Source organism: Actinophytocola sp. KF-1, assembly GCF_054661535.1.
Genome location: NZ_BAAFVK010000001.1, coordinates 266319 through 286664, shown reverse-complemented (window position 1 = coordinate 286664; position 20346 = coordinate 266319). Strand labels below are relative to the sequence as shown.

The window sequence follows — 20346 nt, the reverse complement described above, 5'->3', positions numbered from 1 at the left end:
CCATTGTCCGTGAGGATGCGAGACCGTGCGTCGTCCTGCTCTCGTGTCCCGCCTGACCCCCTTCACGTCGACGATCTTCGCGGAGATGACCGCGCTCGCGACCAGGACCGGGGCGGTGAACCTCGGCCAGGGCTTCCCCGACACGGACGGCCCGGCGAGCATGCTCGCCGCGGCCCAGGAGGCCATCGCGTCCGGCGTGAACCAGTACCCGCCCGGCCCCGGCCGCCCGGAGCTGCGGGCCGCGATCGCCGCCCAGCGCGCCCCGTACGGGGTGGAGTTCGACCCCGACACCGAGGTCCTGGTGACCGTCGGCGCCACGGAGGCCATCGCGTCGGCCCTGCTGGGGCTGGTGGAACCGGGTGACGAGGTCATCCTGTTCGAGCCCTACTACGACTCGTACGCGGCCTCCGTGGCACTCGCCGGGGCGACCAGGAAGGTGGTCTCCCTCGTCGACGGGGAGCGGTTCTCCGTCGACCTCGGCGCGGTGCGGGCCGCGATCACGCCGAAGACGCGGGCGATCCTCGTGAACTCGCCGCACAACCCGACCGGGACCGTGTTCACCCGCGACGAACTGGCCGGGATCGCGGCGCTCTGCGTCGAGCACGACCTGATCGCGATCACCGACGAGGTGTACGAGTCGCTGACCTACGACGGTCTGCCCCACCTGCCGCTGTGCACGTTCCCCGGCATGGCGGAGCGGACGGTGACGATCTCGTCGGCCGGGAAGATGTTCAACTGCACCGGCTGGAAGATCGGCTGGGTCTGCGCGCCGGCCGAGCTGGTCGGCGCGGTGCGCGCGGCCAAGCAGTTCCTGACCTTCGTCGGCGGCGCGCCGTTCCAGCCCGCCGTGGCGCACGCGCTGGCGCACGAGTCGGCGTGGGTGGCGAAGCTGCGGGACGACCTCGCGGAGAAGCGGACCCGGCTGTCGGAAGGGCTCGCCGCGGCCGGTTTCGGCGTGCGGCCGAGCGCGGGCACGTACTTCGTGTGCGCCGACGTCCGGCCGCTCGGGTTCACCGACGGCCTCGAGCTGTGCAGGCAGCTGCCGGAACGCATCGGCGTCGCCGCGGTACCCGTTCAGGTCTTCACCGATTCACCACAGCAGTGGAGGCACATCGTCCGCTTCGCGTTCTGCAAGAAGGACGAGGTGCTCGACGAGGCGATCGAGCGGCTCCACAAGCTGGGGTGACGGAACGCATCCGCGCGAAAACCTGAACGGGTGGGGCGGATGGGCACCGCCACGTCGGCGGCACAAAGGATCACCAGACGTGATCAACATTGCCCCATACGGCCGATACGGTGCGCTTTTGCCGTCTTTCCGGGTGGATCTCACGCGGCTAGGGTGCACAGTGTCGGTGTGGTGCTAGATAGTGTGCACTGTCGGCACGGCACCCTGCCGACTTACTCGCGTTGACGGACGGTGGTGGTCGCGGTGGAGCTGGGTCGCCTGCTTCGCCGCGGGCTGCTCCTCGCCGCCATGGCGGCGGCGGGGTGGCTCCTGTCCGTGGTGTTCGCCGGTGCCGCGGGCGCGACCGCGCTGCACGACGAGCAACCGCACACGCAGGAGCAGCCCTCCGGTGGTCTCCTCGGTGGCCTCCTCGGCGGGGTCACCCAGACGGTCAGCGGGCTCACCGACACGATCGCGGGCATCACCGCACCGGTCACCGACGTGACCACGGCGCTGCTGGTGCCCGTCGAGAAGGACACACCGGAACCGGTCGACCTGCCCGCGGTGCTGCCCGCCGACGACTGGACGACCGGCACCGCCGTGACGGAGCGCGCCGAGACGCCCCCCGCGCCCGCGCCCGCACCGAAGCCCGTCGCCCCGGCGCCGAAGCCGGTGGCACCGGAGCCCGCGCCGCCGGTCCAGGCAGCCGCCCCGGTGGCCGCCGCCCCCAAGCCAGCCGCTGCGCCGGTCACCGCGCCGCGGACCGCCGTCGCCGAGGAGCACGACCCCGCAGGCGACCGGGCAGGCACCGGCTCCGACCCGGAACCGGTCAAGTCCCCCGCCGGCCCGTCCGCGCCCGGCACCTCGGTATCGGCAGCTCACGACCACGCGGGCAACGCCCGCGCCACCCACGGCGTGCTGGTCTCGCACGCCACGCTCGCCCACCCGGCGGACGCCGGTTTCACCACTCGCAGCCGCGCGGTGAACGCCGCGGGCCGGGACGCCGGCTTACCCGCGTCCACGCCTGACTGAACGAGCCGGCGACACCGGACACCTGTGTCCCCAGCTGCCCACAACGACGTTTGACGTAACCCAGGCGGCCGAACCCACTGGTCCGAACGAACGCTCCCGGCGTCCCCCGAAAACACCACAAGCTACCCGACCTGCCGACCGCGCCCGGTCAGGTCGGGACCTGGCCCCGGCGCCGCGATGCCCCCGCGGCGCCGGGGCTCCTCCCCTCTGGCAGCTCGCCCGGCCGGCACAACGAGGGGCTGTGCCGGCCGGCCCCTGCCGAGCACCCAGAGGTGAGCAGTGCGCTGGATGGCGTTCCCCCTCGACCGACCGATCGGCCGACAGTGGACTAGGCCATCCAGCGCACTGCTTTCTACCCTGTATACAGTCCTCCGGTCCAGTCATGTGACCGGAATGAACCCGTTCTCCGCGATCGGGGCACGACATTCAGCCACTGAGGCGGCCGCGGCGGCGAGCCTGCGTACCGCTTCACCCAGCACGTCAACCGGTTGGGTGTACGGCACGCGCAAGTAGCGCTCGAGTCCCCCGTGCGGGGTGAAGAACGAGCCGGGGGCGATCCGGACACCGAAGTTCTGCGCCACGGCCGCGAGCCGCGTGCTGACCGGCGCCGGCAGGCGGCACCACAGGCTCAGCCCGCCGGCCGGCACGGTGAACGTCCAGTCCGGGCACTGGTCACGGAGCAACGTGACGAGGGTGTCCCGCCGTTCGACCAGCACACGGCGGCGGTCGAGCATCGGTTCGGGCGGTGCGTCGAGCAGCTCGCTCAGCACGAGCTGCTCGAACACGGGCGACCCGAGGTCGAGGCCGCGGCGCGTGGCGGTGAGCCGGGCGACGACCTCCGTGGTGGCGCGGATCCAGCCGAGCCGCAACCCACCCCAGTAGGACTTGCCCGCGGAGCCCACGGCGACGGCCAGGTCACCGCCGAACGCGGCGAACGGCGGCACCGGCTCGGCGGTGAAGTCCAGGTCGACGTTGGTCTCGTCGATCACGACGGGGGTGCGGGCGCGGCGGAAGGCGGCGCCGAGCCGCCTGCGCCCGTCCTCGTCGAGGCGGGCGCCGGTGGGGTTCTGGAAGTCGGGGATCAGGTAGGCGAGGCGCGGCGCGGCCTGCCGGAGCGTGGCCTCGACGCCGTCGAGGTCCCAGCCGTGGTCGGCCATGGCGACCGGCACGGGCACGGCGTGGGCGCCGAGGATGGCCTCGATGGCGTTCGGGTAGGTGGGCTGCTCGATGAGCACGCGGTCGCCGGGGCCGGTGAACAGGCGCAGCGCCATGGCGAGCGCGACGTGGGCGCCGTTGGTGACGAGGATCTGCTCGGGCGTGGTGGGCAGGCCGCGGGCGGTGTACCGGTCGGCGAGGCGGGCCCGCAGGTCGGGCATGCCCTGTTCGTAGTAGCCGTGCGAGCACAGCTCGGCGGCGAGCCGCGGCGCGGCGGTCTCGGCGGCGGCCGCGATCCCGGCGATGGCGGGTGGCACGGCACGGGCGAGGTCGATGGTGCCCGGCTCGTCGGGTGGTTCGCGGTGGGCGGCGGGCGCGGGGATCGCGGTCCACGACCCGGCGCCGCGGCGGCTGACGACGAGCCCGTCGGCCTTCAGCCGCTCCCAGGCCCCGGCGATCATCGTGCGGCTGACGTCGAGGGCGGCGGCCAGTTCCCGTTCGGGTGGCAGGGCCGTGCCCGCGGGGAGGCGGCCGTCGAGGATGAGGAGCCGCAGGCCGGCGGCCAGGTCGGCGGCGCCCTGCCGGGAGCCGTGCCGGCGCCAGTTGCCGAGCAGGTGTGCCAGACGTCTCGCGTTCACCAGGCCAATTTATGAGGATTGGTTATTGATGACAAGCCAATGGCGGTTGAAGCATGGCCACATGGCTTTGGTCGATCTTCATCAGGTTCCTGTCCGCACGTCCCCGGTCCGGCGTCTCGCCCAGTTGCTCGGCGGGCTGGCCCTGTACGGCGCGAGCATGGGCCTGATGATCAGGTCGGGTCTGGGCCTCGACCCGTGGGACGTGCTGCACGAGGCCCTGTCGGAGCTGACGGGGCTCACGTTCGGCACGGTCACGGCGCTGACCGGCGCGCTGGTGCTGCTGTGCTGGATCCCGCTGCGGCAGCGCCCCGGCATCGGCACGGTGTCGAACATCCTGGTGATCGCGGTGGCGGTGGACCTCACGCTGGCCGTGGTGGCGCCGGCGTCGGCACTGGTGCCGCGGATCGTGCTCATGGTGGCCGGGGTGGTGCTGAACGGGCTCGCGTCGGCGGCGTACATCGGCGTCCGTCTGGGCCCTGGACCGCGGGACGGGCTGATGACCGGGCTGCACGCGCGGACGGGGTGGTCGATCCGGCTCGTCCGCACGGCGATCGAGCTGACCGTGCTCACGGCGGGCTGGCTGCTCGGCGGCACGGTCGGCGTCGGCACCGTCCTGTACGCACTGGCCATCGGCCCCCTGGTGCAGGCGTTCCTGCCGTACGTCACCTGGCACGAACGCCCCACCGCCTAGCCCCGGACCTCGCGAGTCGCGCTCTCACGCATACCGAGTTGGTGTTTTCGTGCAGGTGCACGAAAACACCAACTCGATGTGTCCGAGAGCGCGACTCGCGTTACGTGAAGTCGACGACCACCAGGGCCTGGTCGTCGTGGGGTTTGGCGCGGGGCCAGCGGGTGCCGTGCGGGTCGTCGTGTTCGGCGGCGCGGACCGCGTCCAGGACGGCTTCGGCGCCCCTGGTGTGCGCGAGGTCGCGGACGGCGGCCCAGTCGGGGAACACGCCGTAGGTGTCGACGCCGCACGAGACGCCGTCGGTCGCCATCAGGACCGTGTGGACGTCGGCGCGGGGCCAGGTCGCGCGCTCGGCGTGGTGTGCGGCGTCGGGGTCGGCCTCCGCCACCCAGAACCCGCCCTCGGTGTTGCGGCGGCGGCTCATGGACGTGGCCGCGGCGCGCAGTGCCACCAGGTGGTCGTCGCCGTAGCCCGCGCCGGAGGCGAGGCGGTCGCGGTAGCCGCTGCCCCTCGGCATGGTCGCGAGGCGGTTGTCGGTCAGCAGCCGCGGCCCCGCGTCGGTGAACGCGACGACCGGGCTGTCGGCCAGCACCAGGGCCTCGACGACCGCGTCGTTCCAGCGCAGCAGCGCGACCGTGCTGGACGGGGACTCGCCGGGCACGAGGCCCTGGTCGCGGGCGAGGGCCTTGATCGCGGCGGCGAGCAGGTCGGCGAGGTCGGCGTCCGGGTAGCCGACGAGGCGGCCGGACAGTTCGCGCGCGAGCCGGGTCGCGTACCAGCCGCCGGACGGCAGCGCGGGGTCGATGGAGGTCGCGCCGTCGAGCAGCACGACCGCGTTGGGCAGCACCACCACCACGTCCTCGCTGGGACGGACCGCGCCGTCCAGCCCGACGCCGGGCCGCTCGGCCACCTCGATGCTGGGCACCATGATCAGAATATAGTTGTCAACCCAAGTTGACAGTGCCGCGCTGTCAACCTATGTTGACACCATGACGGAAGCGACACAACTGGCCGCCGCCGCGGGCGACCGGGACCCCCGGGTCGGGCTCCAGGCGGTCGCGGCGCTGCGGAAGCTCCTCGAACGGCTGGAGGCCGTGCAGGTCCGCAACGCGCGGGCGAAGGGCTGGTCGTGGCAGGAGATCGCCGCCGAGCTGGGCGTCTCGCGCCAGGCGGTGCACAAGAAACACGGGAGGGCGTAGATGTTCAACCGGTTCACCGCCGTCGCGCGGCACGTGGTGCGCGCGGCGGCGCGGCAGGCCCGCAACGAGGTGACCGACGAGCACCTGCTCCTCGCGCTCCTCGACCAGCCGGGCACGACCTCGGCGCGGCTGCTGACCGACGCAGGCGTCACGGCGTCCACGGTCGACGCGGCTTTCCGCGCGGCCGAGCGCAAGGGCGGCCTGTCGGACGCCGAGGCCGCCGCGGTGCTGAGCGAGCTGGGCATCGACGTGGACGAGGTGGTGGCGACCGTCGAACGCGCACTGGGCAAGAACGCGCTGGTCCCACCGGCGGGCCGCCCGCGCTTCACCCGCACGGCGAAGGATGTGCTCCGCGGCGCGCTCGACCAGGCGAAGTCCCTGCGCGCCCGCGAACTCGACGACCAGCACCTCCTCCTGGCACTGGCCGCCCACGAAGGCGTGGCAGGCCAGCTACTGACCACCCACGGCCTGTCCTACCTGGACATCCGAGCCCACCTGAACAGGCACTAACCCCCGCGAGTCCCCCGCCCAGACCCCGCGAGTCTCCCGTTCAGGACGCGCGAGTCTCCCGTTCAGGACGCGCGAGTCTCCCGTTCAGGACCGGTGAGTTGGCGCTTCGCGACACACGGCCGAACACACGAACCGCCAACTCGGCAGTCGCGAAGGAGGGACTCGCGGGTCCCGGAAGGGGGACTCGCGGGTCGCGAGAGGGCGACTCGCGGGTTCCGAACGGGAGACTCGCGGGGTCTGGACGGGAGACTCGCGGGGTCTGGACGGGAGACTCGCGGGGTCTGGACGGGAGACTCGCGGGGGCTGGACGGGAGACTCGCGGGGGCTGGACGGGAGACTCGCGGGGGCTGGGCGGGGGACTCGTGGGGTTAGCGGCGGCCCAGGCCAAGCCATTCGAAGCCGGCTCGGCGGAGGACGTCCGGGTCCAGGAGGTTGCGGGTGTCGACCACGATGGGGCGGTTGACGACCTCCGCGAGCTTGGACCAGTCGAGGCCGCGGAACTCCGGCCACTCCGTGAGGACCACCAGGGCTTCGACGCCCTCCGCCGCGCGGTACGGGTCGTCGACCAGGGTGATGCCGTCCAGGTCGGCCCGGGGGTCGCCGGTGCGCAGGGCCGGGTCGTACGCGGTCAGCTTCGCGCCTGCCTGGCGCAGCAGCGCGGACACCGCCAGTGCGGGGCTGTCGCGCAGGTCGTCGGTGCCTGCCTTGAACGTCAGGCCCAGGACGCCGAGGCGCACCTTCGACAGTGAGCCGCCGCGCTTGCCGGTCACGGCCAGGCGGACCTTCTCGACCATGCGCTGGCGCTGGCGGTTGTTGGTGTCGATGGTGGCGCGGATGAGCCGGAACTCGAAGTCGGCCGCGTCGGCGAGCTGCAGCATCGCCGAGGTGTCCTTCGGCAGGCAGGAGCCGCCCCAGCCGGGCCCGGGCTGCAGGAACGCCTGGCCGATGCGCTTGTCGTAGCCCATGCCCTCGGTGACGTCGGAGATGTCGGCGCCCAGGCGGTCGCACAGTTCGGCGACAGCGTTGACGTACGACAGCTTCATCGCGAGGAAGCAGTTGGCGGCGTACTTGACCAGCTCGGCGGACGCGGCGTCGGTGAGCACGGTCGGGGCGCCGAGGCGGGCGTAGAGCGCGGCCACCTTCTCCGCCGCGTCCTGCTTGTCGCAGCCGACGACGATGCGGTCGGGGTGCAGGAAGTCGTGGACCGCGGAGCCCTCGCGCAGGAACTCGGGGTTGGACACGACGGCGATGTCGTCGCGCTCGAGCAGTTCGGCGGTGCGCTGGGCGGTGCCGACCGGCACGGTCGACTTGTTCACCACGACGGCGCCGGCGGGCAGCAGCGGCCCGATCTCCTCGAGCACCGACTCGACCACGGACAGGTCGGCGACGCCGCCGACACCCATGGGCGTCGGCACGCACAGGAACACGACCTCGCTGCCCTCGACGGCCGCGGCCGCGCCGAGCACGAACGAGAGCCGCCCGGCGGCGAGACCGCCGGACACCAGGTCGGCGAGGCCCGGTTCGAGGATGTCGACCTCGCCGTTGGACAGGCGCTTGACCTTCTCCGCGTCGACGTCCGCGCACACCACGTGGTGACCGAGCGAAGCCAGGCACGCACCCGTCGTCAACCCGACATATCCGGTTCCCACCACCGCAATCCGCCGTACGAACACGGGCCGGACTCCCCTCCTGATCCCCAACACGTCAGCAAGAACGCTACATGTGTCGTAACGGGAACCCCCCGACGGCCGACTCACTGTCTGAACCAGGTGCGGTCGTCGGGGCCCCGCACAACATCCCATCGGAGGAACGCGTGGTAATGGCACGCTTCTTTTGTGCTGCCCGCGAACAGGCAGGCACGAGATGAGAGTCAGCGTCTTCGGCCTCGGCTACGTGGGCTGTGTCTCGGCCGCGTGCCTCGCGTCACGGGGCAACGACGTCATCGGCGTCGACGTCAACCCGACGAAGGTCGACCTCATCATGGGCGGGCACGCCCCGGTGGTCGAGGAGCGGATCGGTGAGCTGACGGCGGAGGTCGTGGCGACCGGGCTGCTCCGCGCGACCACGGACGTCCGCGACGCGGTCGCGCACTCCGACGTGTCGCTGGTGTGCGTCGGCACGCCGTCCGCGCCGAACGGCAGCCTGTCCACGGCCTACCTGGAGCGGGTGGCGGAGGAGATCGGCGAGGCGATCGCGGAGCGCGACACCCGCCACACGGTGGTGTTCCGCAGCACGATGCTGCCGGGCACCTGCCTGAACCTGCTGGTGCCGATCCTGGAGAAGGCGTCCGGCAAGACCGCGGGCGTGGACTTCGGCGTGGCGGTGAACCCGGAGTTCCTGCGCGAGGGCACGAGCGTCCGCGACTTCTTCGACCCGCCGAAGACCGTGATCGGCGAGCTGGACGCCGTGAGCGGGGACGTGGTCGCCGCGCTGTACGAGGGGCTGCCGGGCGAGGTGTTCCGGGTGCCGATCCCGGTCGCGGAGATCACGAAGTACGCGGACAACTCCTTCCACGCGCTCAAGATCGGTTTCGCGAACGAGCTCGGCGCGATCTGCGGGGCGCTGGGCCTGGACTCGCACGCGGTGATGGACGTGTTCCTCGCCGACCGCAAGCTCAACATCAGCCCCGCCTACCTCAAGCCGGGGTTCGCGTTCGGCGGGTCGTGCCTGCCGAAGGACCTGCGCGGCCTGGTGCACGCGGCGCACCGCGCGGACGTGTCCGTGCCGATCCTCGCGCACGTGCTGCCGTCGAACGAGGAGCACCTGAAGCGCGCGTTCGAGCTGGTGGCCCGCACCGGCAAGCGCAAGATCGGCCTGTTCGGCCTGTCGTTCAAGCCGGGCACGGACGACCTGCGTGAGAGCCCGATGGTGGAGCTGGCGGAGCGGCTGCTCGGCAAGGGCTACGACCTGAAGATCTACGACGCGAACGTGAGCATGTCGCGGCTGCTCGGCGCGAACCGCGAGTACATCGAGCAGCGCCTGCCGCACCTCGGCCAGTTGCTCGCGCCTGCCGTCGAGGACGTCCTCGCGCACGCGGACGTGTACCTGGTCGCCACGACCGACCCGGCCGTGCTGGCCGCGCTGCCCCAGGGCGGCGACGCCGACCGCACGCTCATCGACCTGGTCCGCCTGCCCGACGCGGAGACGCGCCGGACTGACAAGGGGTATGTCGGCCTTGCCTGGTAAAGCTCTGATCCTGGTCGAGAACCTGTCCGTGCCGTTCGACCGCAGGGTCTGGCAGGAGTCGCAGACGCTGCGGGACGCGGGCTGGGACGTGCACGTCATCTGTCCACAGGGGACGAAACGGGACAAGGAGCCGTACGTCGAGCTGGACGGTGTGCAGATCCACCGCTACCCGCTGACCGCGGCGACGGGCGGCCCGCGCGGCTACGTCAAGGAGTACGGCGCGGCGCTGTGGCACACGATGCGGCTCGCGCGCAAGATCAACAAGGCCGGGAAGATCGACGTGGTCCACGCGTGCAACCCGCCGGACCTGCTGTACCTGGTGGCGAAGATGTTGCGGCGCACGGGCACGCGGTTCGTCTTCGACCAGCACGACCTGTGCCCGGAGCTGTACCTGTCGCGGTTCGCCGACCGGGGCAAGGACGCCCTCTACAAGGTGGTGTGCCGCCTTGAGCAGGCCACCTACCGGGCCGCGGACGTGGTGATCTCGACGAACGAGAGCTACCGCGAGGCCGCGATCACCCGCGGCGGCATGGCCCCGGACAAGGTGTTCGTGGTGCGCAGCGCGCCGATCATCGACCGGTTCCGGCAGGTCGAGCCCGAGCCGGAGCTGAAGAAGGGCAAGCCGCACCTGCTGTGCTACCTGGGCGTGATGGGCCCGCAGGACGGTGTGGACTACGCGCTGCGGTCACTGTCGCTGCTGCGTGACGAGCTGGGCCGCGACGACTGGCACGCGGTGTTCGTCGGCGCGGGCGACACGTTCGACGAGATGGTGGCGCTGGCGAAGCGGCTGGGCATCGACGACGTGGTGGAGTTCACCGGCCGCATCCCGGACGAGGACCTGGTGCGGTACCTGTCGACGGCGGACGTGTGCCTGTCGCCGGACCCGCACAACCCGCTGAACGACGTGTCGACGATGAACAAGGTCATGGAGTACATGGCCATGTCGCGGCCGATCGTGTCGTTCGAGCTGACGGAGGCGCGGGTGTCGGCGGGCGAGGCCGCCGTGTACGCGCCCGCCAACGACGAGCTGGAGTTCGCGCGGCTGACCGCGCGGCTGCTCGACGACCCGGAGGAGCGGGCCCGGATGGGCAAGCTCGGCAAGGAGCGCGTCGAGGGCCCGCTGGCGTGGAGCAACTCGCAGAAAGCACTGCTGGCGGCTTACGAGGCCGCCACATCTTGACCAAGAGTAACCGTCGGGGTGTAACCAAAGTCAGGCCAACCGCGACGGGACTCGTGAGGCGCCCGGCCCGATCAGGTGCCGAAGTACCTCGAAAGGGGGGCCCGACGCGATGACCCACGCTGTCTCCGACACCGCTGACACGGCACGGCTCGCCATCATCTGGCATGTGCTGCGCCTCAGATGGCGGTTACTCTCAGTGATCGCAGTGTTGGGCGCCGTGGTGGGTGCGGGTGCCTCGGTGGTGTTCTCCCCCGGCTACGAGACGTCCGCGAACGTGCTGTTGCAGGGTCCGCGTGACCCGGACGAGTTGCTGACCGAGGCGCAGGTGGCGCACAGCTCGGTGGTGATGGACCGCACGGCGGCCGCGCTGCAGTGGGGCGTGTCGGGCGCGGAGCTGGCCGACGACGTGGTGGCCGGGGTCGCCGACGGCAACATCATCGAGGTCACCGCGGTCGCGGACACCCCGGAGCACGCGCAGCAGCTCGCGGACCGGGTGGCGCAGGAGTACGTGACGTTCTCCACGCAGTTGATGGCGAACTCGGCGGACCCGTCGGCGCAGCTGTCGCAGGAGCAGCAGGAGACGCTGCGCCAGCAGATCATCGAGACCAACCAGAAGATCTCCGACCTGCACAACTCCGCGGGCAAGGGGCAGACGATCGACAGCGTCGGGGTGCGGACCGAGCTGGAGTCGCTGCGGTCGGCGCTGGCGCAGGCGGTCGCGAAGCTCGACGAGCTGGAGACGGTGTCGAGCTCGTCGAAGATCGTGGTGATGGGCCCGGCGGACCGCCCGCTGGGGCCCGCGGCGCCGACGATGACGCACTTCGTGGCCGGTGGCGCGGTGGTGTTCTTCCTGCTCGGCCTGTTCGGGCACCTGTTCGTGGCCCGCACGGACAAGCGGCTGCGGGACGAGACGCAGATCGGCGCGGCGCTGAGCACGACGGTGATGGGCGCCATCGACGTGCCGGAGGAGCCGTCGGCGGCACACGCGCCGTCGTCGGTGTGGCAGCGGCTGGCCGGGCTGGTCGTGGACGACCGGCCGTGGCGGGTGGCGGAGCTGCCGCCCGCCGCGGACGAGGCGGGGCTGGAGATCCGTTACCGCCGCGCGGTGGCGCGGTTGCGCGAGCACCTGCCGCCGGGGCCGGGGCGGGTGCTGGCGGTGGTCGGCACGGACGACGCCGCCGCGCACCGGGCGGCGGCCCGGCTGGCGGACTTCGCGGCCGAGACCAGGTTGACGGTGCAGCTGGTCGAGGTGGACCCGGACCGGCCGACCGTGCCGGACGACGCGGTGCCGGGGGTGCTGGTGGTGGTCACCGTCGGCACGTGGACCGGCTGGCAGCTGGTGGGGTTGACGGAGGCCTGCGCGGACGCCGGGCACGAGGTCCTCGGCCTGGTGGTCACCCACCGCACGCGCGCGGTGGTGCGTGAGGCGCCGACCGAACCGGTCCTGGCAGGTGCGACGTGACCACGCAGTCGACCACCCCGCAGCACCTCCTCGACTTCTCGCGGCTGTGGACGGCGATCCGCCGCAGGCGCCGCATGTGGATCGGCTTCGCGCTGCTCGGGTTCCTCGCGGGCGGGCTGCTGACGGTCTTCATGCCGCCGACGCCGAGCGCCGTGACCCGGATCCTCGTGGTGCACGAGCAGGACGGCCCGTCCGACGGCGGCAGCCTGATCCGCACGGACGTGGCGTTGATGAGCACGACCAGGATCGCGGCGGACGCGGTGAAGCGGCTCAAGCTGTCGGAGCGGCCGGAGGAGTTCCTGAAGACGGTCACCGTCGTCGGTCTCACCAACAACGTGCTCGAGGTGACGGTCGAGGGCCCGACGGGCGCGGAGGCGGCGCGGCGGGCGAAGGCCATGGCGGAGGCGTTCATCGCCGACCACATCGGCCGCATCCAGTCGGCCGCGCAGGCGGAGGCGAAGGCGCTGACCGACCAGCGCGCCCAGGTGCAGGCCGAGCTGAAGCAGGTCAACGGGCAGATCTCGGGCGCGGAGGCGCAGGTCGCGCAGAACGAGGAAGAGAACGGCGAGGACGCGCCGCCGCCGTCGAACGCGGCGAACCTGGACTCGCTGTACGCGCGGCGGGCCGAGCTGACCGACCAGATCAGCCAGCTGACGCAGCAGGCGCAGCAGGCGGGGCTGGGTGCGCCGAGGGTGTCGGCAGGCACGCAGATCGTGGACGCGCCGCGCCCGGTGCGGACGTCGTTGAAGCGCACCGGCGCCACGCAGGCGGGCATCGGGATGGCGTTCGGCCTGGTCGTCGGCTTGACGCTGGCCGCGGTGAGCGGCGTGGTGCGGGACCGGCCGGTGCTGCGCAGGGACGTGGCCGAGGGGCTCGGCGCGTCGGTGATCGCGCAGCTGCCGAGCCGCGGCCGCAGGCTGCTGTCGAAGAAGGCGGCGGAGCAGGAGCACGCACGGGTCACGGCGACGCTGGTCCGGCTGGTGCACGAGGGCGCCGACCCGGTGTCCGTGCTGGAGCTGGGCGCGCCGAAGGTCGCGGCCGGCCTCGTCGCCGCGGTCGAGGCGGAGACCGGGGAGAAGCTCGGCGCCGGGTCGGTGGCGCCGGGGGCGGCGTGGACGGACCTGCCGCACCTGGGTTCGGAGACGCTGCTGGTGGTGCGAGCCGGGTTCGCGAACACGGCGTGGCTGCACACGGTGGCCCGCCAGCTCGCGGAGCTGGGCATCCCGATCGTCGGCGTGGTGCTGGTCGACCCGGATCCGCGCGACAAGACGGACGGGACGTTGTGGGACGGCCTGCACACCGCGCTGCGCGGGCGGGCGCGGCACGCGGCGTCGGCCAACGGCACGAACGGCACCAACGGCACGAACGCGGACCTGCCGACGAAGCGGTTCGCGCCGGTGTCGGCGCCGGTGCACGACCTACCCACGAAGAAGCTGGCCCAGCGCAGGACACAGGGCTGAGAGGGCATACATGTGTGGCATCGCAGGCAGCTACCTGTGGCCGGACGGCGGTCCGCTGACGGACCGGCTGACGAAGACGCTCGCGCACCGCGGCCCGGACGGGTCGGGACGCTGGTCCGGCCGTGCGGGTGACGGCGAGGTCCACCTGGGGCACCGGCGGCTGTCGATCATCGACCTGACGGAGACGGGCGCGCAGCCGATGGTGGCGGAGGGCCTGGTCCTCACCTACAACGGTGAGCTGTACAACGCGCCCGAGCTGCGCCGGGAGCTGGCGTCGCTGGGTGAGCGGTTCCGCGGCACGTCGGACACGGAGGTGCTGCTGCGGGCGTGGCGGCGGTGGGGTGTGGACTGCCTGCCGCGGCTGCGCGGGATGTTCGCGTTCGGCGTGTTCGACGAGCGGACCGGTGAGCTGACGCTGGTGCGTGACCAGCTGGGCATCAAGCCGCTGTTCTACGTGCGGCGCGGCGGCGGCGCGGTGTTCGCGTCGGAGCTGAAGGCGATCGCGAACGAGCTGGGTGACCTGACGGTGGACGACGCGGCGCTGGTGGCGTCGCTGCTGTACTACTGGGTGCCGGACAGCCGGTGCGCGTACCGGGAGGCGTCGAAGCTGCCGCCGGGTTCGTGGTTGCGGCTGCGCCCGGACGGCACGTCGGAGCGCGGCACGTACTGGTCGCTGCGCGAGGTGGCCGCGTCGGCCCGCGAGGTGTCCGATGTGGACCTCGCGGCGGTGGTGGAGGAGTCGACGAAGGCGCACCTGCTGTCGGACGTGCCGGTGGCGACGTTCCTGTCCGGTGGTCTCGACTCGAGCTACCTGACGGCGCTCGCGGCGAAGCACCAGCCCGGGATCTCCGCGTACACCATCGGGTTCCGCGCGGAGGACGCGAAGTTCGAGGCGATGCCGGACGACCTGCGCTACGCCAGGGTGGTGGCGCGGAAGTTCGGTGTGGACCTGCACGAGATCGAGATCGCGCCGCGGGTGCTGGACCTGCTGCCGAAGATGACGTACCACCTGGACGAGCCGATCGGCGACCCGGCGGCGATCAACACGTTCCTCATCTGCACCGCGGCCCGCGAGGCCGGGGTGAAGGTGATGCTGTCGGGCATGGGCGCGGACGAGCTGTTCGCGGGGTACCGCAAGCACCTGGCGAACAAGCTGGCGCTGGGCTACCAGCGGATCCCCGGTGCCGTCCGCAGGCCGGTGCACTCCCTGGTGGACCGGCTGCCGGTGGCGACGTCCCGCCGTGGCTACCGCTCGGTGCGGTTCGCGAAGCGGTTCCTGTCGTTCGCGGACCTGCCGGAGGAGACCGCGTTCCGCCGCAGCTACACCATGTACGACCGGGCGGAGCTGACGGCGCTGGTGAGCCAGGACCTGGCGGGCACGGTCGACGACGTGCTGACCGAGCACGCGGACACCTACCACGACAACGAGCTGACGGATTTCGTGAACCGCATGTGCCTCGCCGACTCGCGGATGTTCCTGCCGGGACTGAACCTCGCGTACACGGACCGGTCGAGCATGGCCGCGTCGACCGAGGTGCGGGTGCCGTTCGTGGACGTCGAGGTGGTGAAGGCGGCGTTCGCGATCCCGGGGAACCGCAAGATCGTGCGCAGGCAGGGGAAGGTGGCGTTGAAGAAGGCCGCCGAGCAGATCCTGCCGAGCGAGATCGTCTACCGGCCCAAGGGGCTGTTCTCGGCGCCGCTGCGCGCGTGGATGAGCCGCGACCTCGCGCCGCTGGTCCACGACGTCGTCGAGGATGGCCTGCTGGTGCGCAACGGTTTCCTGCGCCGCGACGCCCTGCGGCGGTTGGTTGACGAGGACAGGTCCGGTCGGGAGGACCGGTCGAAACACCTCTGGCACGTGCTGACGCTCGAACACTGGTACCGCGCCGCTCTCTCGGCTGAGTAAAGGAAAAGGTCTTGAAGCAGGTTGTGCAGAACTACAAGAGCGGCGAACTGGCGCTCCTGGACGTACCGGAGCCGGCGTGCAAGCCGGGCGGGGTGCTGGTGCGGACGCTGTACTCGCTGATCTCCACCGGGACCGAGCTGATGAAGGTCAGCGAGGCGAGCAAGTCGCTGCTCGGCAAGGCGAAGGCCCGTCCCGACCAGGTCGCGAAGGTGATGCAGAGCGTCGCGACGAACGGCCTCGCGGCGACGTACCGCAAGGTGACCAGCAAGCTCGACTCGTACACCCCGCTCGGCTACTCGCTGTGCGGCGTCGTCACCGCCGTCGGCGACGGTGTCACGGACGTGTCGGTGGGTTCGCTGGTCGCGTGCGCGGGCAACGAGCACGCGTTGCACGCGGAGCTGAACTGGGTGCCGAAGAACCTGTACGCGCCGGTGCCGGCCGCGCTGGCGCCGCAGCACGCCGCGTTCGGGACCGTCGGTTCCATCGCCATGCAGGGCGTGCGCCGCGGCGAGCCGCAGCTCGGGGACGTCGCGCTGGTGATCGGGCTGGGGTTGATCGGCCAGCTGGTGGTGCAGCTGCTGGTGGCGTCCGGCGTGACGGTGATCGGCGTCGATCCGGACCCGGTGCGGTGCGAGCTGGCCGAGTCCGTCGGTGCCTCGCTGTGCGCCGCCCCGGGTTCGGACACGGTGGAGAACGCCGTGGCCGCCCTGACCAACGGGTTCGGCGTCGACCAGGTGTACCTGGCCGCGGGCGGGTCGACGAACCAGCCGGTGGAACTGGCGGCCAAGCTGTCCCGGGACCGCGGGACCGTGGTCGACATCGGCAAGTGCAGCCTCAACCTGCCGTGGAACGCGTACTACGAGAAGGAGCTCGACGTCCGGTTCTCCCGCTCCTACGGGCCGGGCCGGTACGACCCGTCGTACGAGCTGGAGGGGCGCGACTACCCGATCGGGTACGTGCGCTGGACGGAGCGGCGGAACCTGGAGTGCTTTCTCGATCTCGCCGCCCGCGGCCGGATCGACGTCGCGCCACTGATCACGCACATCGCCCACTTCGACGACGCGGTGGAGACATATCGTTCGTTGAACGACGGCGAACTCAAGGCCGTGGCGGTCCTTTTCGACTACCCGGAATTGTCGGTGCCCGCTGGTAGCGTGGAAAACGGGGGACCCCGGGACGCGCGAATGGGACTCTCATCCGGACACGTTTCCGGGGAGGCTTCCGCGAACCCCGCCGCCGACGGTAACGTCGAAAACGGGGGGCCCCAGGGCGCGCCAATGGGACTCTCGTCCGGGCAGGTTTCCGAGGACGCTTCCCCAACCTCCACCTCCAACGGTAGCGTGGAAACCGGGGGACCCCGGGACGCGCGAATGGGACTCTCATCCGGACACGTTTCCGGGGAGGCTTCCGCGAACCCCGCCGCCGACGGTAACGTCGAAAACGGGGGGCCCCAGGGCGCGCGAATGGGACTCTCGTCCGAGGACGGTTCCACGGATGCTTCCCTCGATGCCGCCGTTGACGGTAACGTCGAAAACGGGGGACCCCCGGACGCGCGAATGGGACTCTCATCCGGACACGTTTCCGCGGACGCTTCCGCGAACGGCGGATTCGACGGTAATGTGGAAAACGGGGGGACCCCCGGTGCGCGAATGGGACTTTCGTCCGGGCTCGATTCTGCGGGTGCTTTCGCTGCTGGTGGCTCCGGCGGTAATGTTGGAATCGGGGGGTCCCCGGGTGTGCGAGTGGGACTTTCGTCCGGGGTGGGGGATGTTTCTGGGTTGACCGGGCAGGGTGGGGGTGCTGCTTCCGGGGTTCGGAAGTCGACCGTTCGGGTTGGGTTCATCGGGGCCGGGAACTACGCCTCCTCGATGTTGTTGCCGCACCTTGCCGAGAACTCGCTCGTCGACCTGCACCACGTGGTCACCACCTCCGCGCTTTCCGGGGCCAACGCCAAGCGGAAGTTCGGGTTCCGTCACGCTTCCACCGATCTGGACGACCTGCTCGCCGACGATTCCGTGGACGCCGTCTTCGTCGTCACTCGGCACAGTTCGCACGCGGCGCTCACCAACCGGGCCTTGCGGGCCGGCAAGGCCGTGTTCGTCGAGAAGCCGCTTGCCTTGTCCGAAGTGGAGCTGGAGTCCATCCGCGCGACCATCGACGAGACCGGGAACGACCGGCTGCAGGTCGGGTTCAACCGCCGGTTCGCGCCCCTGCTGAACGAGACCCGGCGGCAGTTCGGGCGGCGGGTCGGGCCCGCGTCCGTCCGCTACCTCGTCAACGCCGGGCGGCTGGACGGCGGTAGCTGGTACACGCAGTCCACCGAGGGCACGCGGTTCGCCGGTGAGGGTGGGCACTTCATCGACACCGTGTCGTGGTTGCTCGCCGACGATCCCGTTTCCGTGTACGCCACCGCCACGCCGGGGCACGCCGATCTGCAGGTGCTGCTGACCTACGCCGACGGCTCCACCGCGACCGTCACCTACACCACGACCGGCTCCGCGCAGTTCCAGAAGGAGACCATCGACTTCACCGCCGACGGCAAGGTGCTGCGGTTCGACGACTTCACCCGCGGTGCCGTGTTCGGGCGCAAGAAGTGGGTCAGCTCGCGGCTCCCCAAGGCCCGCGACAAGGGGCAGGCCGCCGAGCTGCGTGAGTTCGTCGAGGCGATCGCGTCCGGTGGGCCCATGCCCGTCCCGTTCGAGTCGCTCGCCGCCACCACCCGGGCCACCTTGGCGGTCGAGACCAGTCTCAGCACCGGCGTGCCCGTGCACATCCGCGAGCACGCGCCATGAGACCCACCTGGTACCTCCGACGCCTCTCCCGCATGGGGCCCCGTGAAGTCGCGGCCCGCGCGGTCGTCGCCGCGCGGGTGCACCGGTGGCGGCGCGTGCTCGACGACGACGTCGCGATGAACGCCGTGTGGTTGCCGCGCCGGCGGTTCCTGCCCGTGCTGCCCGACCAGGCGCTCGCCGCCGTCACGCCCGTCGCCAAGGCACAGCTCGTCGCCACCGCCGACGAGCTGATGGCCGGGCGCGCCGAGTACTTCGGCGTCGTGCGGGACGACATGGTCGCGCCGGACTGGTCGTGGGATCCCAAGACCGGCAGGCAGGCGCCGACCGACCGGTACGCGTTCGACATCCCCTACCGTGACGAGCACGCCGTCGGTGACATCAAGCAGCTGTGGGAGCCGTCGCGGCACCAGCACCTCACCGTCCTCGCCGCCGCGTACGCGCTCACCGGTGAGGAGCAGTACGCGGACAGGGTCGCCGAGCACCTGCGTTCGTGGTGGGCGGAGAACCCGCCGCTGCGCGGTGTGCACTGGGTGAGCGGCATCGAGCTGGGCATCCGCCTGATCTCGTGGGTGTGGGTGCGCAGGCTGCTCGACCGCTGGTCCGGCGCCGCCGAGCTGTTCGAGGACAACCCCGAGGCGCTGCACCAGATCTGGCACCACCAGCGGTGGCTCGCCGCGCTCGGCAGCCACGGGTCGTCCGCCAACAACCACGTCATCGCCGAGACCGCCGGGCAGCTCGTCGCTGCGTGCGCGTTCGACTGGTTCCCCGAGTCGCCGTCGTGGCGGAGCGCCGCGTTGCGGCAGTTCGACGAGCACCTGCACCGGAACACGTTCGCGTCCGGGCTCAACCGCGAGCTCGCCACCGAGTACCACGGGCTCGTGCTGGAGCTGGGGCTCGCGGCCGCCGTCGAGGCCGACGCCGCCGGGATGCGGGTGCCGGACACGACGTGGCTCGTGCTGATGCGCATGTGCGACACGCTCGCCGCGATCGTCGACGTGCGGCTCAACCCGCCCCGCCAGGGCGACGCCGACGACGGGCACGGCCTGATCCTCGACGGCGCCGGGGTGCACCGCTGGGCCAGCCTCCTGCACGTCGGCGACGAGCTGTTCGGCAGGCAGCGCTGGTGGCCGCGGGTGCCGGTCGACGACGTCCGCACCCCGCTCGTCGCGTCGCTGTCCAACGGCGCGCGCAACGACGCGGTGCGGCCGAGCAACCGGCCCGACCACCTCTCCGACGCCGGCATGACGATCCTGCGCACGGCCGAGCGGGAGCCCGGGGAGATCTGGTGCCGGTGTGACGGCGGACCGCACGGGTTCCTGTCGATCGCCGCGCACGCGCACGCCGACGCGCTGTCGATCGAGGTACGCCACGACGGCGTCGACATCCTCGCCGACCCGGGCACCTACTGCTACCACGGGCAGCCGGAGTGGCGCGGCTACTTCCGGTCCACGCTCGGGCACAACACGCTGGAGCTCGACGGCCGGAACCAGTCGCAGTCCGGTGGGCCGTTCATGTGGACCCGGCACGCACGCACCCAGGTGCTCACCGCCAACCCGGGTCAGGGCGCGGTCGCGACGTGGCGTGCGGAACACGACGGGTACGGCCGCGGCCGCGAACCGGCCGTGCACCGCAGGACCGTCCGGCTCGACCGGAAGTCCCGCGAGCTGGAGATCCACGACGAGGTGCTGTCGGCGGGCGGGCACGACTGCCGCCTCGCGTTCCACCTCGGTCCGCGGGTCACGGCGTTGCTGGACGGCAGCACCGCGCTGCTGTCGTGGGACGACCGGACGGCGGTGCTCGAGCTGCCGAGGGGCCTCGAGTGGACCGCGCACCGCGGCGCGGAGAACCCGCCGCTGGGCTGGTACTCCCCGGACTTCGGGCTGCTCGAACCCACCACCGCGCTCGTCGGCACCGGCCGGGCGGGTGGTGACCAGGCCGCATCGTTCGTGACCGTGCTCCGCTTCCCCTGCTGA

Annotated in this window: 15 protein-coding genes; 12 read left to right on the top strand and 3 right to left on the bottom strand. The window is 71.6% G+C overall.

Features of this window, described 5'->3' with window-relative positions:
* The first annotated feature begins 25 nt into the window (after positions 1 to 25).
* Positions 26 to 1186 carry a pyridoxal phosphate-dependent aminotransferase gene (locus tag ACYQ77_RS01420; RefSeq protein ID WP_459706596.1) on the top strand — a complete coding sequence of 387 codons (1161 nt, stop codon included), beginning with the start codon at positions 26 to 28 and terminating at the stop codon, positions 1184 to 1186.
* A gap of 243 nt (positions 1187 to 1429) precedes the next feature.
* The gene (locus ACYQ77_RS01415) at positions 1430 to 2197 is read left to right on the top strand and encodes a hypothetical protein (protein ID WP_459706595.1); all 768 of its coding nucleotides are present in this window, start codon (positions 1430 to 1432) and stop codon (positions 2195 to 2197) included.
* Between the two features lie 380 nt (positions 2198 to 2577).
* On the opposite strand, the gene yczR is transcribed toward ACYQ77_RS01415, so the two are convergent.
* Positions 2578 to 3990 carry a MocR-like transcription factor YczR gene (gene yczR / locus ACYQ77_RS01410; RefSeq protein WP_459706593.1) on the bottom strand — a complete coding sequence of 471 codons (1413 nt, stop codon included), beginning with the start codon at positions 3988 to 3990 and terminating at the stop codon, positions 2578 to 2580.
* A gap of 61 nt (positions 3991 to 4051) precedes the next feature.
* Between yczR and yczE the strand changes: the two genes are divergently transcribed.
* The gene (gene yczE / locus ACYQ77_RS01405; protein WP_459706591.1) at positions 4052 to 4681 is read left to right on the top strand and encodes a membrane protein YczE; all 630 of its coding nucleotides are present in this window, start codon (positions 4052 to 4054) and stop codon (positions 4679 to 4681) included.
* 100 nt (positions 4682 to 4781) lie between these two features.
* Here yczE and ACYQ77_RS01400 read toward each other — a convergent pair whose 3' ends face one another.
* Positions 4782 to 5606: a hypothetical protein gene (locus ACYQ77_RS01400; protein WP_459706589.1), complete on the bottom strand. Its 825-nt coding sequence runs from the start codon at positions 5604 to 5606 to the stop codon at positions 4782 to 4784.
* A 61-nt stretch (positions 5607 to 5667) separates the two neighbouring features.
* Between ACYQ77_RS01400 and ACYQ77_RS01395 the strand changes: the two genes are divergently transcribed.
* A complete protein-coding gene (locus tag ACYQ77_RS01395; protein ID WP_459706588.1) occupies positions 5668 to 5877 on the top strand; it encodes a helix-turn-helix domain-containing protein in 210 nt (69 codons plus the stop codon).
* Positions 5878 to 6387 carry a Clp protease N-terminal domain-containing protein gene (locus ACYQ77_RS01390; RefSeq protein ID WP_459706586.1) on the top strand — a complete coding sequence of 170 codons (510 nt, stop codon included), beginning with the start codon at positions 5878 to 5880 and terminating at the stop codon, positions 6385 to 6387.
* A 368-nt stretch (positions 6388 to 6755) separates the two neighbouring features.
* Here the strand turns inward: ACYQ77_RS01390 and ACYQ77_RS01385 are convergent, their stop codons facing one another.
* On the bottom strand, positions 6756 to 8060 hold the full coding sequence (locus ACYQ77_RS01385; RefSeq protein ID WP_459706584.1) for a UDP-glucose dehydrogenase family protein: 1305 nt from the start codon (positions 8058 to 8060) through the stop codon (positions 6756 to 6758).
* A gap of 190 nt (positions 8061 to 8250) precedes the next feature.
* Between ACYQ77_RS01385 and ACYQ77_RS01380 the strand changes: the two genes are divergently transcribed.
* From ACYQ77_RS01380 to ACYQ77_RS01350, 7 genes are all read left to right on the top strand, one after another.
* Complete coding sequence (locus tag ACYQ77_RS01380) at positions 8251 to 9573, top strand: nucleotide sugar dehydrogenase (protein WP_459706582.1); 1323 nt, start codon at positions 8251 to 8253, stop codon at positions 9571 to 9573.
* The gene (locus ACYQ77_RS01375; protein WP_459706581.1) at positions 9554 to 10753 is read left to right on the top strand and encodes a glycosyltransferase family 4 protein; all 1200 of its coding nucleotides are present in this window, start codon (positions 9554 to 9556) and stop codon (positions 10751 to 10753) included. The genes ACYQ77_RS01380 and ACYQ77_RS01375 overlap by 20 nt, the downstream gene beginning before the upstream one ends.
* A gap of 196 nt (positions 10754 to 10949) precedes the next feature.
* A complete protein-coding gene (locus tag ACYQ77_RS01370) occupies positions 10950 to 12215 on the top strand; it encodes an exopolysaccharide biosynthesis protein (RefSeq protein ID WP_459706579.1) in 1266 nt (421 codons plus the stop codon).
* The gene (locus ACYQ77_RS01365; RefSeq protein WP_459706577.1) at positions 12212 to 13675 is read left to right on the top strand and encodes a Wzz/FepE/Etk N-terminal domain-containing protein; all 1464 of its coding nucleotides are present in this window, start codon (positions 12212 to 12214) and stop codon (positions 13673 to 13675) included. The genes ACYQ77_RS01370 and ACYQ77_RS01365 overlap by 4 nt, the downstream gene beginning before the upstream one ends.
* A 10-nt stretch (positions 13676 to 13685) precedes the next feature.
* Entirely contained in the window at positions 13686 to 15581 is a 1896-nt protein-coding gene (asnB, locus tag ACYQ77_RS01360) for an asparagine synthase (glutamine-hydrolyzing) (protein ID WP_459706575.1), read from the top strand.
* 11 nt (positions 15582 to 15592) lie between these two features.
* Positions 15593 to 18373: a bi-domain-containing oxidoreductase gene (locus ACYQ77_RS01355; protein ID WP_459706573.1), complete on the top strand. Its 2781-nt coding sequence runs from the start codon at positions 15593 to 15595 to the stop codon at positions 18371 to 18373.
* Positions 18370 to 20346 (top strand): heparinase II/III family protein, encoded by a 1977-nt coding sequence (locus ACYQ77_RS01350; RefSeq protein WP_459706572.1) that lies wholly within the window; start codon positions 18370 to 18372, stop codon positions 20344 to 20346. The genes ACYQ77_RS01355 and ACYQ77_RS01350 overlap by 4 nt, the downstream gene beginning before the upstream one ends.